The sequence below is a fragment of the Kangiella aquimarina DSM 16071 genome (genome assembly GCF_000374105.1).
GTDB lineage: Bacteria > Pseudomonadota > Gammaproteobacteria > Enterobacterales > Kangiellaceae > Kangiella > Kangiella aquimarina.
In genome coordinates this window covers 1,211,805-1,224,342 of record NZ_KB893650.1, presented here as the reverse complement: position 1 = coordinate 1,224,342, position 12,538 = coordinate 1,211,805, and the positions used below count along the sequence as shown (strand labels likewise).

The 12,538-nt window shown below is 43.4% G+C and carries 12 protein-coding genes and 1 tRNA gene; 6 read left to right on the top strand and 7 right to left on the bottom strand.

The window, feature by feature from the left end; translation table 11 throughout:
• Position 1 precedes the first annotated feature (1 nt).
• The 3 genes from B158_RS12920 to B158_RS0105925 all read left to right on the top strand — a co-directional run bounded on the left by B158_RS12920 (position 2) and on the right by B158_RS0105925 (position 1,461).
• Positions 2-361, top strand: a complete 360-nt coding sequence (locus tag B158_RS12920) for an excalibur calcium-binding domain-containing protein (protein WP_018624447.1) — start codon at positions 2-4, stop codon at positions 359-361.
• 48 nt (positions 362-409) lie between these two features.
• Positions 410-1,147: a hypothetical protein gene (locus B158_RS0105930; RefSeq protein ID WP_018624446.1), complete on the top strand. Its 738-nt coding sequence runs from the start codon at positions 410-412 to the stop codon at positions 1,145-1,147.
• 68 nt (positions 1,148-1,215) lie between these two features.
• Positions 1,216-1,461: a TIGR03643 family protein gene (locus tag B158_RS0105925; protein WP_018624445.1), complete on the top strand. Its 246-nt coding sequence runs from the start codon at positions 1,216-1,218 to the stop codon at positions 1,459-1,461.
• A 28-nt stretch (positions 1,462-1,489) separates the two neighbouring features.
• Here B158_RS0105925 and B158_RS0105920 read toward each other — a convergent pair whose 3' ends face one another.
• The gene (locus B158_RS0105920) at positions 1,490-3,391 is read right to left on the bottom strand and encodes a GGDEF domain-containing protein (RefSeq protein WP_018624444.1); all 1,902 of its coding nucleotides are present in this window, start codon (positions 3,389-3,391) and stop codon (positions 1,490-1,492) included.
• 277 nt (positions 3,392-3,668) lie between these two features.
• Between B158_RS0105920 and B158_RS0105915 the strand changes: the two genes are divergently transcribed.
• The 3 genes from B158_RS0105915 (at position 3,669) to B158_RS0105905 (ending at position 7,062) form a co-directional block, all read left to right on the top strand.
• Complete coding sequence (locus B158_RS0105915; protein WP_228127070.1) at positions 3,669-5,366, top strand: L,D-transpeptidase family protein; 1,698 nt, start codon at positions 3,669-3,671, stop codon at positions 5,364-5,366.
• Between the two features lie 92 nt (positions 5,367-5,458).
• Positions 5,459-6,454, top strand: a complete 996-nt coding sequence (locus tag B158_RS0105910) for a D-Ala-D-Ala carboxypeptidase family metallohydrolase (RefSeq protein ID WP_018624442.1) — start codon at positions 5,459-5,461, stop codon at positions 6,452-6,454.
• A 116-nt stretch (positions 6,455-6,570) separates the two neighbouring features.
• Entirely contained in the window at positions 6,571-7,062 is a 492-nt protein-coding gene (locus tag B158_RS0105905; protein ID WP_018624441.1) for a GNAT family N-acetyltransferase, read from the top strand.
• Positions 7,063-7,106: 44 nt separating this feature from the next.
• Here the strand turns inward: B158_RS0105905 and B158_RS0105900 are convergent, their stop codons facing one another.
• The 6 genes from B158_RS0105900 to B158_RS0105875 all read right to left on the bottom strand — a co-directional run bounded on the left by B158_RS0105900 (position 7,107) and on the right by B158_RS0105875 (position 12,403).
• A complete protein-coding gene (locus B158_RS0105900; protein WP_018624440.1) occupies positions 7,107-8,228 on the bottom strand; it encodes a DUF4785 domain-containing protein in 1,122 nt (373 codons plus the stop codon).
• 10 nt (positions 8,229-8,238) lie between these two features.
• Complete coding sequence (locus B158_RS0105895) at positions 8,239-9,054, bottom strand: lipase family protein (RefSeq protein WP_407635762.1); 816 nt, start codon at positions 9,052-9,054, stop codon at positions 8,239-8,241.
• Positions 9,055-9,546: 492 nt separating this feature from the next.
• A tRNA-Leu gene (locus B158_RS0105890) sits at positions 9,547-9,633 on the bottom strand.
• A gap of 86 nt (positions 9,634-9,719) precedes the next feature.
• Positions 9,720-9,944: a helix-turn-helix transcriptional regulator gene (locus tag B158_RS0105885; protein WP_018624438.1), complete on the bottom strand. Its 225-nt coding sequence runs from the start codon at positions 9,942-9,944 to the stop codon at positions 9,720-9,722.
• Positions 9,945-9,947: 3 nt separating this feature from the next.
• Positions 9,948-10,418 carry a hypothetical protein gene (locus B158_RS0105880; protein ID WP_018624437.1) on the bottom strand — a complete coding sequence of 157 codons (471 nt, stop codon included), beginning with the start codon at positions 10,416-10,418 and terminating at the stop codon, positions 9,948-9,950.
• Between the two features lie 188 nt (positions 10,419-10,606).
• Entirely contained in the window at positions 10,607-12,403 is a 1,797-nt protein-coding gene (locus B158_RS0105875; RefSeq protein ID WP_018624436.1) for a DUF885 domain-containing protein, read from the bottom strand.
• Between the last annotated feature and the right edge of the window lie 135 nt (positions 12,404-12,538).

Genomic DNA, 12,538 nt, shown 5'->3' with positions numbered 1-12,538 from the left:
AATGTCCCTAACAAGTGTTCTAACCAAGTCGCTACCTGAGGTAGCAATGACTCACAAAAAGCCTCGCTTTTTTCTCGCAGTTAAACATGGCGTTAACAAGAAGAAAATGACAAAACACTTCTTATCTCTATTGCTTGCTGTATTACTTCTATCACCTGAAGTTAGTGCGGCGAAGTATTGCAAGTATTACCGCTCATGTGCAGAGGTTATTGCGGATTATCCTGATGGTAAGTTCGGAAAAAGAGATGGCGACAATGATGGCATTCCCTGCGAGAACGTCTGTCGTTCAAGACAGCAGGTTCAAGATTTGCTCAACCAAATGGCACGATCCAAAAAATCAAAATCCGGTAAGAATCAATAACTCGATCGGTCATTTAACACAATAGTCATTAATATTTTCGAGGAATTCATGATTGTCACTTCAGTACCCATTAACGAAGTCATCAAAGTCAACCCAGTCGCCACATTATCAGAGCCTCTTAACCTTTCCTTTGGGTTGCACAAAGTCTCCTCAGATCTTCAACAGAATCTATCCGGACCTGGTCTTTACTTAATACGATTTGATGACGAAGTGATTTACTTAGGTAAGTACCAACCTATTGGGGGTAAAATTCTTGCCGATCGCTGGTTGAGACACCTTGAGACCATTACGCTACGTGGTTCTAGGGTGGGATTCGGAGCATCGAAAAATCCGGTAAATAAACTTCAAGCCATTTTCAAGCAGGTTAGCCACCCTCACCTTCAGAGGTCATTAAGTGACATCTTCACCAACAACTCTAAGCAACGCGTAAAAGATACAGGCGTGGTGACTGGCAAAAACCGAATTGGATTTGCCAATGAGAATTGGGATTACCTTTCCTCTCGCTCAGACAACTCTATCTTAGACCGATTTTCTTTCAATCTTTTGCGCTTGGCCGGTTCTTTTGAACAGAGTGAAGCCAAGACAATAGTGTCTACATTAGAGAAACAGGCTTTGGCCAATATTAAGCCTCGATGTAACAAAGAGTTTTCATTAAATAAACACCAAACACATAGAACAAACAACACCATTGATAACATAATAGAAAGCCTACGAAATATCGCCGAAGAACACTCGGTATCCTTTTCGCACTTTACACAACTTATTGGTAACAACCACAGCAAGTGATGGTTTCATGCTTTTTTGACGAGCGGCCCCTCATAATGGCTTACCTGTTAACAACAATCTAATTCAGCATGAAAGCAAGTGACGTATCACGAATCATTGAAATGGCCTGGGAAGATCGTACGCCTTTTGAGGCTATTGAAACCTTATATGGCTTATCAGAACAGTCAGTCATTGAATTGATGCGTAAAGAGTTAAAGCCTTCTAGTTTTCGATTATGGCGCAAACGAGTCTCTGGGCGGAAAACGAAACATCTAAAATTACGCAGCCCAGAAGTTGAGCGTGGATATTGCCCTACTCAATACAAGCAACGCTAAATATTTTCCTTCTCTAGTTATTGAGTATTCACTCCCCAAAACACACTCGATTACCACCTTCAGCTTTAGCTATATAGAGCTGTTGGTCGGCGCGTTTAATGGCCTGTTGCGGTGAGTCGTTGGCGGCTATGATGGCGGCACCAATGCTGATGGAAAGATAATTGCCACCTTTCTTTCCATAGTCATGTTTTATCTGTAGCTCATTGATGCCGCTTACAATTGATTCGAGTTCCGATCTCATAGCTTCTAAATCACCGAGCTTAAGTAAGATGGTTAACTCTTCTCCACCATAGCGATAACAGTTGCCGCTGGATTTATTGAGCATATAAGCAGATACCGCTTTCAGTGCGTTATCGCCTGCTTCGTGGCCATAGTTGTCGTTGTAGAGTTTGAAGTCATCAATATCGGCAATTGCCAACACATATCGTTCTTCTGGCGTCTTGATGATTTTATCTAAATCCTGATCGAAGGAGCGGCGGTTGAGTAAGCCGGTCAGTCCATCCGAATGAGCTAATTCTTCTAATCTGCGATTGGCTTTTGCCAGCTCAGCGGTTCTCTGCTCCACTTTGGCTTCAAGTTCCTGTTGAGCACCAATAAAACGCTTGGCCATGGTTTTGAAAGCTTCAATAGCTCTACGCACTTCACCATGGGTTTTCGAATCTACGATATTACTCGAAACGACATCTTCGTAGTTTTTAGCACCCATCATAGAAACGACTTTGGCCACTATCTGCAGTGGCTTTGATACTTCTGCTTTGATCCGCCAGTAAACCATCAATAAAATCAACCCAACCAGAGCAATCCCCGCCAGGGTCAGCTTGATCGGAAATATGATAGCCTGCTTTTGAATTTCTGATCGCGGATAGACCGTGAAATACCACCAGTTAAGACTTTCAATTTTATTGACGATGACTAAATGATCTTCTATCCCTTCATCTAGGACAATGCTGTCTGTCAAATCTGGCTGCTGTTGAAGAAGCTGAAAAATTGCTTCATACAGAGGTTCCTGATAATTGTCCGGCGTTAATACCTGATGGGTATTCAGGGCACTCATAGACATGTTTGATGCAGCGATTAATCCACCTTTATCGTTCAACACCAAGTGCTCTGCATTGGGTTGCTTCTTTTTAACAAGCTCTTCTAACAGTTTGGAAAGACTGACATCAAAACTGGCATTAACCAGATGCTTACCATTGAGGTCGACAGGTTTTTGATAGGTGGTAACCCAGAAATCTGCAGAAATATCATAATAGAGACCTGTCCAAATAGACTCGCGTTCAGGATTAAATTCCTGCAATGTTGACTGCACCACCGAAAAGTCAGTTATCACTAAATCTTTATCCGCTAACAGCCCCCATGGCTCCTTCTGAGAATACATGACGATAATATTTTCTGGAAAAGAGAAATGACTATTAGCTACCCGTTCCTGCCAGCCAGGCCCAAGCTCATTCAGGGTATATTGAGCTGCGATAACACGAACTTTTAGCTCATCATCAATTGCCTTCTTGCGGGGGCCTACAAATGTAGACAGATCTTCGAACAGGTCGAAATCAACAGTCTTACCGCGATTAAATTCGGCTTTAAGGCGCAGAACTCCGGGCGAGGTCTCCTCATACCATTCATCAAATGCAGCAATGCTCGGCTCTGGGTTTGCCATGAGTTGCTGATAGCGCTTTAAAAATTGCTCAGCAAGGATTTCTGCCTGGGACTGCACCTGTTCAAACTGCCAACGCTTCTTCTCAAGCTTAGGAGCTATGTCCTGCTTGAGTAACTGAATGTACTGTTCTCTAGTGGATTGATAGGTGGTGAGGAAGGTCACAATTGATGCCAGAATCACAATCGACAGTGCCCATAAACTGATATGAACGAGAAGTGCCGTTGTCAGCTTTTCGCGGGTTCTTAAACGTCTGTCTTGATTCCGTCTATCCATGCAGCTAGCCACTCTTTAAGATGCTAATTAAATTAGCATGTTCTAAATCATAATGCAGGTTGTTTTTTGTGCAAACCTTTGTCGAGTAGCCCTGAGAAGCTCACAGGCAGCAATAATCTACCGAATAAGACTATCCCTTACTTCCCATTCATAAAAAAAAGCAATCTTTTACAAAAACAATCTCAACAACTGTTCAAAAAACAACCATAAAAGTTCTATACTGGTCTATAGCTAGGAAGCTACTTTTCACTGGAGTGCCGTTATGTGGTTTTGGCTGATGGATTGCATTAGAGGCTGTAACTTTTATCTTAAAGTTATCGTTCTTAGTGCGGCCCTAATTTATTGCCAGACCTTATCAGCTGAAATGCCTCCGTACGTATTGTTAGAACCTGAGACCAACACAGCGGACGGTTCTATTACAGAGATGGAGATAAAAGCCAATCTCGAATTTCACCAGCAAACAGGCTTCCTCCCGCATCTGGGCGTTGCGCTTGCCAACAGCTCCACTCTCTATGGTTTCTATGGCTTAAGAGGTTTCAGACGACTTTGGAGCCCGCTGTATCGTGAACAAGACCCAATACAAGAATTATTAAAGTACCTTCGTCAGGTTGATTCACACGGCCTATTAGGCAGTGACTACCACCTGCAACCGCTGACTGAACATTGCCAGCTACCCGTTCCAGCAGCCATAACCGAGTGCGATTTGCTGCAAAGCGATGCAATTCTGACCCTTTCCCAGCACTTACAAATTGGTAAAGTGAATCCCAACCAGTTGTTGAAAGACACAGAGGTCGGCAAACCCACAACCAATCTTTCTGACCTGCTAACCAGAGCAGCCAGTATGCCCAGTCTTTTTGACTATTTTAAAGAGATAGAACCCCACTCACAGGATTACACCGGACTTAGGAACTACCTTTCTGAACTAAGAAGTCGCAATGCGCCACAATGGCCAGAGATTGAATTACAACCCTCCATAAAGCCTCAAATGATCGACCATAGACTCGTAGCCATTGCGGAGCGCCTGATGTTCTGGGGAGATCTTCCCTCGGACTGGTCGTATTTAGCGCCCTCACCGATGGTTTACGAAGACGATTTAATTCGAGCAGTTGAGCATTTCCAAAAACGCCATGGCCTGGAAGCAGACGGCGTTCTGGGAAAAAAAACCATTGCAGCATTAAATATCACACCGCAACAACGCATCGAGCAGTTGGTGGTTAACCTGGAACAAATTCGCTGGCATGAACTGAAGCCAGCCAACCGGTTGATTAAAGTGAATATCCCAAGCTTTGAGCTTGTAGCTTTGATTAATAACGAAGAACAATTGAGAATGCCGGTGATTGTCGGCCAATTAGAGCGGCAGACACCAATTTTTGAAGATAAAATTCAGTATCTGGTTCTAAATCCAAACTGGGTTGTGCCCTGGGAGCTAGCAACCAAGGATAAACTTCCTCTCATTCAGGAAAACCCACAATATCTACTGGATAACCGTTTCAGCGTCTATCTAAATGACTTCAAAATCGAAGATCCGATGCAAATTGACTGGAAACAAGTCACAAAATCACGTTTTCCGTATCGATTGGTACAGGAACCTGGAGCAGACAATGCGCTCGGGCAGGTCAAATTTATGTTCCCTAATAACTATGAAGTTTACCTCCATGACACACCAGCTAAGTCATTGTTTAAAAACGACATAAGGGCTTTTAGCTCAGGTTGTATCAGGGTTCAGGAACCCATGGAATTACTGTGGTGGATCTTGCGGACTAATGGATTAAGCGATACTGATATAGAAAATCAATTGAACAAAAAACATACAAATACGGTAAGCTTACCTCTGCCTGTGCCAATAAGACTCGAATATCGAACCGCTTATTGGGGCCTGGATCAGACGATTCAGTTCAGAACAGACATTTATCAACGTGATACTAAACTGTATCAAGCACTGCAACAACCAGCGACAGGAATCCTTCTGCGCTAACCCTCAAAGGACTCACCTCAAAGGGCCAACTGGACGGTCTAGGGCATAATTTTGTTTATTTTAAGTTCACTGTAACCAGTGAAGGAGTATATGTGCCGAAAATTTTACTGAATGACTTATACAAAGGGCGATTTATGTTGGCGTTTTTGCTAATCGCAAGCCTCAGCATCTTAACCCCAAATCTAAGCCAGGCAGTTACCCAGGTTAAGGACTATCAAAGCGGTAAAGCCCAGTTTGATCTATCCGTTAACAGCAAAAGTATTCCCTACGATGTATTTTTTCATACTGTAATGCCTGAGCAATCATTACAGTTAAAATCGAGCCGTCAACAATTATCCAGCAGAATCCAAGTGAACCAGCAGTGGCAGAAACTGAGTTGGAAAAATGGCGGCTTATTGTGGAAAGCCCCTAAAGCACCAGGTCTATACAAACTGGAAACCACTGATGCGGAAACCGGTCATCAGATTACAGTATCTGTGTTTGTATTGCGCCCTGCTTCAGAAATGAAAAATGGCGTGCTGAATGGCTATAAGATTGGCGAGTATCCATCTCCATTAAAGGGCCTGCCAAATTATGCTGCGCCAAAAGGCTTTATCGAAGTGACCAAAGAAAACATGCATACCAAAATTACCCCGCATTTCACGCTGGGACAGTTTCTGTGCAAACAACCCAGTGGTTTCCCAAAGTACATGGTGTTAAGACAGAACCTGCTGGAAAATTTGGAGAACCTGCTGACCGATGTGAACAACAAAGGTATCCGCACTGATAGCTTCGTCATTATGAGCGGATATCGTACGCCAGCATATAACAAAGCAATCGGCAACGTAGCAAACAGCCGCCATGTTTATGGTGATGCATCTGATATTTTTATTGATACGCTAGCCAACGGCCGTATGGACGACATCAATGGTGATGGCGCAGTGAATGAAAAAGATGCCCTGCGTCTTTATGAATTCGCCAACAACCCAGAAACACACGATCATCGTGATGATCTTGTCGGTGGTATCGGCGTCTATAAACCTAACGCCGTACGTGGACCTTTTGTGCATGTTGACGTAAGAGGCACCAAAGCCCGCTGGGGAATCTAAGTCAGATTTAGAAACGTTAGATAAGTTTTAGGCCATCACTCGATGGCCTTTTTATATTTGTGGTAAGCTAAACTTAAATCAATACCCTCCGTTCTAATGACTCAAGAGATAACGCAATGATTCGGCCAGCTAGATTAGAAGACGCTGAAAATATTACCTCCATCTACAATCATTACATAAAAAACTCCTCCGCCACATTTGAGGTTGAGCCCATTGGTGTCACTCAAATGATAGCGCGTATTGAAGAGTGTGAAAAACATGGTTACCCCTGGCTGGTTGCCGAACGTGATGGCGAAATCATTGGTTACACTTATGCCACTCAATGGAAAGCCCGCTCTGCTTATCAGCATACTGTAGAGGCTTCAGTTTACCTTGCGCCAGAAAGTAGAGGTCAAGGCTGGGGGACAAAGCTTTTCAAGGAATTACTGGAAATATTAAAAGCACATCACATACATGCAGTAATAGGAAGTGTCGCACTGCCTAATAATCCAAGCATCGCTTTGCTTGAAAAGTTCGGCATGGAAAAAGTCGGGCATTTGAAAGAGGTTGGCCGTAAATTTGATCAATGGGTAGATGTAGGGTTTTGGCAGTTACTACTTAAATATTAAAAAAAGGCAGCCGAAGCTGCCTGAATCAATCAAAACAATGATGATTATTTTAAAATAGCCATTTGGCTTTGGTCTCGCAACTCTACATTTCTCAGCTCATAAGGTGCGCTAAGGCCACTGTTAGCTAAGATTTTTGCGTCGAACTCCATCATGATTTGACCAGCACCACGACCAAGATTCTGTGCGGTGTGGGTTGTCATGATAGGTTTCATGTTACCTGCTTTGTCTGTGCCATATAAAACACCGCGCACTTCAAAACGGCTGTCTTGCTTAACGCTCACTGGAACCATCGCTTTCAGGTTCTTATCACCACCAACAATTTGCACTTTGCTGCCAACTGAAGCGGTCATTTCGTCATAGGAAAATGGTACGCGACCGTTACGCTGAACCAGTTTACCATTGACATGAGCTTTAACTTCGGTGTGTAGCTCCCACAAAGCACCGGGCACATTATCAGCCGACATCTTCATAGGCATTTTAACCTGATAGCCATCACCTGATTTTTTGAAAATCACAGGATAACTTTGGCCAGTTGGCGACACTAGCTGCCCTTTAATATTACGGATAGTTTGCGCCTGACCTTGATCAAAAACATGGGCATCAACACTTAAAGTATCACCTTTGAAGTATCCGCCACGCTGCGATTTAAGATATAACGCCGTATCACTATTTTTCTCAAAGACATTGATGCGGTAGTTTCCGTTTGGATTGATTTTTTGGTTGGTTTGCAGAGTGAACTCACCTTTTCCCAGCTCATCGGCAATTTTAAAGCCGGTGGTTCCGCGCTGGAATCCAATGCCTTGTGCCTGCATTGAGTTGCTATCGACCAGCATGTCGAAGCCACTGCCTTTGGCGAAACTTTTGCCACCCTTTTGGCTGATGTTCATCATTTGCGGTTCAACAGCTGAACGACCATCTGCAGCAGAAATGCGAACCAAAGCTCCTGGTGCTGTTGTGGTTAAAGACACACCACGTTGCAATGATTGGCCATTAACATCAATGCTGTATTCACGGCTTTGCGTTGAGGGAACATACTCGCTATGACTGACAACAAACTTGTTACTAGACTCAATTGCAAAACTGTAGCTGGTGGTGTCTTTCGCGTTAACGGCTGAACTCAAGACAAGAGCCAGCGTGGTAGAAGTAATTAATACGATATTCTTCATGACGGGCTCCTTAAATACGGTTACGTAGGTATGTGTCTAGATAGAAGCAGTTGCGACGGCTTTGGGCGTGACTGAGAGGCTCACCACCTTTGGTATACCACTTGTCATAGAACCACACAGAACCCGCTGCACTTTGCGAACTACAATTGAGGAAACCATCAGAACAGCTGTCTAACCAGTTTTGAGTAAACTCAAGACCAACATTCTGCGAATAACCGCCGCAGTAACTGTCGCCATCCCAAATTGCCGACTCAACATCGGTACCAACTACATTAACGAAAGGTTTAGGCAAGCTAGGACGTCCCGCTGTACCGTATAACCAGTTGGCATTATAACTTGCCATCCAGGACTCCTGCTGCATACGAACCGCATCATTCTGGTAGCCAAGCAACCAGCCAAGCGATTGCTCGAAAGCATTACCGCTTAACACGGCTTCAGCTAACGGAGTACCGCCACTGGAAGGCGCCAAGGCAATCACTTCTTTTGTCTTGTTAATGATATTAGGGAATCGACTGTCCCAGGTTGGGTTAGAGAGAATCCAGCGAACCACATTACCACCGTTGGAATGAGTGATCAGGGTCATCTGGGTAATGCCTTTATTATTGATAAAATTAGTCAACTGACCTGCCAGACAGCCTGATGCACGGCTATCCCACATGTATTGAGTAAAGTCACAATTGATAACGGTATAGTTGCTTGAATTTGGTAGGCCTTGAATCACTGACTGAATCATAGAACCAGTCCAATAATCATTATAGGCGTCGCTTTGCTGGCCTGTGCCATGAACAAAAGCAACACCGACATTAGCACTTGCGGAGGCTGCCATTAAGGAACCACCAATTAATGAGGCCCCCAACAACAACTTGTTTAGGAAAGATTTCTTCAGCATTTTCTACCCCCTAGGTTTAATAAGCTGATGCTTCACTTGCAAGTTGTTATTTTGATATCACCCTGCAAGCATTCCTTCATCGCCTTGATTAGTTTTTATAAGGCAAGAAGGTTATATCATCAGATTTTCTAATTGTAAAAAACACAAGTTTAAAACACTGGCGGGCGACAAAACGACTAAAAATCATACATGCATTATACTTTAAGCAATTGTTTTTAAAACATTTATATTAATTATTAAAACACGTACTTGAAACAAAAGGCAGGAATTCAAACGCCAGAGCTGGCTATTCATGGCATAAGTACAGATAAGCGTAAAGAAAAGGGCTCTATTAAGTCAGTTATGACTTAGGTATTTAATCATTTTGTGATTAAGTTCACTGTATTTTGAGCAAAAAAAAAAGCCGTTGTTCAAACAACGGCTTTGAGATGGTACCAGAGGCCGGACTCGAACCGGCACGCTTTTAAGGGCGCGGGATTTTGAATCCCGTGTGTCTACCAATTTCACCACTCTGGCTTTAAATCTTTCTTTTAGGCAAGGTCCCAAAAGTGAGGCGCATTATAAACTAACAGACTGTTTTTGCAATACTAGCGTTACCCTTTTTAGGCGCTTTGCTGCTCCATGTCAGTCAGGCTAAACACTTCTTCAACGGGAACCTTGAAGTATCTGGCAATTTTCAGAGCTATGATGGTTGAAGGGACGAACTTTCCAACCTCAATAGTACTAATGGTTTTTCTTGAAACACCAATTGCCTCAGCTAATTCACCTTGGCTCATTCGGTGCTCTGCCCTAAAAACACGAATTCTATTATCGATTTCAGGATGCATAAGCTAGTCCTCCATATTTTCCAGATCATCCTCACGAGTTAGCCAAAAGAAGCTTATGCTGACTGAAAGAACTGCAATGGCAAATAATGAAGTAAAGTAGAACCGTATAGGCAGCTCCAGAAGTTCGAATCTAGAGGACAAACTAAGCAAAATGGTAATGCTAAGCGTTGTCGCTATCCAGCCATTTTTAAAGCTGGTAAGCATCGCGCCTGACAAGAATCCTTCTGGTTCCTTTGCGCCAATAAGCTGTCCGCTAAGCTTTTGTTTTAATGCCGGCCATATAGCAATAATTGTGACTGCCATTGTGATTGCAACACCACCGAGTGTAACCTTATCCAAGATACTATTAAGTGTACCCTTAGGCGTTAAATCTTCTGCAAGAATGATTAAATAAGTGATCCCACATAGCAGCATCCCCCAAGCTACGCCTCGCTGCATCCTATCGACCGTTTCTGCACAGTTATTTTGTTTCATAGATCATTTCTCCATAAATTATGATTGATATAGAGGCATCGGAAGAGAACTAAACAACCCTTAATGATACCCAAGGGTTTCATTATGACCACTAAGCATACCAAGTCAAGTTTTTTTCTTGGCCAATAAAAAACCCAGCACAAACGGCTGGGTTTTGAGTCTACTGGTTGTTGTTTATTAATAGTTGGTTATTTCGAACTTCCCTTCTCAACTGAAGCTTTCTCAGCTTCAATAAACTGCTCAATCTGATCTTCGAGTACGCTTAAAGGAATTGAACCATTTGCCAATATCGCATCATGGAATTTTCGGATATCAAAATCTTGACCTAATTCTTTTTCAGCCTTGGCACGAAGCTCAAGAATTTTAAGCTCTCCAAGTTTGTAAGACAGTGCCTGGGCTGGCCAGCTGATGTAGCGATCAATTTCAGTGCGTACATTATGAGTCGAAAGCGCGGTATTTTCTTCCATCATCTTTATGGCCTGATCTCGCGTCCAGCCTTTGGTGTGCATACCGGTATCGACAACCAGGCGGATTGCACGCCACATCTCATAGGTTAGTCGACCAAAATTACTATAAGGGTCCTGATAAAAACCTGCTTCCAGGCCCAATTTTTCACTATAGAGTCCCCACCCTTCACCGAAAGCTGAAATGTAGGTATTTTGGCGGAAGTTCGGTAGATGCTCCAACTCTTTGGCCAGGGCTGTTTGTAAGTGATGACCAGGAACCGCTTCATGTAATGTAAGCGCTTCCAGATTGTACAGAGGGCGCTTGTCGAGTGCGTAAGTGTTGACCCAGTATTCGCCAGCACGAGTGCTATCCAGAGGCGCTCCAGAGTAACGACCGGTGGTGTATTTTGGCGCAATCGCTTCTGGTACAGGTACAACTCCGTAGGGTTGGCGCGGCAACTTTCCGAAAAATTGAGGTAACTTATGATCCATGCGTTTTGAAATATAAGATGCTTCTTTAATCAGCTCTTCAGGCGTTTTAGCATAAAACTGAGGATCGGTTCTTAGGAACTCCAGAAACTCGGCAAAACTGCCCTCGAAACCACTGTCCTTGATGACCTGCTCCATTTCGGCTCGGATACGCTTAACTTCAGAAAGACCAATCTCATGAATCTCATCCGGTGACATATCCAATGTGGTGTAGAGTTTCAGCTGATTCTGGTAATAGGCTTTACCTTCAGGAAAGTCATAGGCTGCAATGGTTTCCTTGGCGTTTGGATAATACTCTTCCTCAAAGAACTTGAGGTAGTTTTGATACTCTGGCACCACCACCTGCCCAATGATGGTCTTGGCTTGTTTCACCAGCTCATTTTTCTGTTTTTCGGTAAAGTGTTTCGGGAAATTATTGAAAGGAGCAAACCATGCGGTGTCAATGGCATTGTCCTTGATGTAAGCCTTGATACCATCGCTGTAACCTTCTAACACAGCTTTCGGTACGCTAAAACCACGAGCCTGGCCCGCTTTCATATTGCTAATGTTCTGTTGGAAGAAACCTGGAATTTGAGTCAGTAAAGTGAGGTAATTTTCGTAATCCTCATACGTTCTTAAACTCACTCGCTGTGCTAAGCCGGCTGCTTCAACATGAAACCCCCACTCTGAATTAAGTGGCATTTCATAAGTCTTGAAATCAATCTCAGCTACCTGCTGTTGCAGCTGCGACTGCATCATGTCGTAACTGATTTGATCTTCGGCTGATAGGTCATCTCTCTGGATCGACTTCAACTCTTTAATAAGCTTCTCTAACTCTACTTTTCGCGCCTGGTAGGCTTCGGGACTAACATCGCGCAATTTACCTTTAGCTGACTCATCACCACGACTGGCGGCCCACATAGGGTTCTGTTTAAGATTGTACTCTTCAACCTTGTCAAAAAATTCATGCAACCATTGTGTGTAATCTTCACCGGCCTGAGCAGACAGGCTACCAACCAATAAGCCAGTTGAAATTAGGCTTGAAATAAAGAGCGTCTTGATTAACTTCATTATTATCACCAAAGAAATGTTCGTGAACCTTTTATAGCAAGATTTGACGACTTGATAAAGCCAAGAAGAAATAGAGTTACCGATATGCTGTTACGGAATGTTTCATATGGAGTCATGTGGACGCTTTTGGTAGAC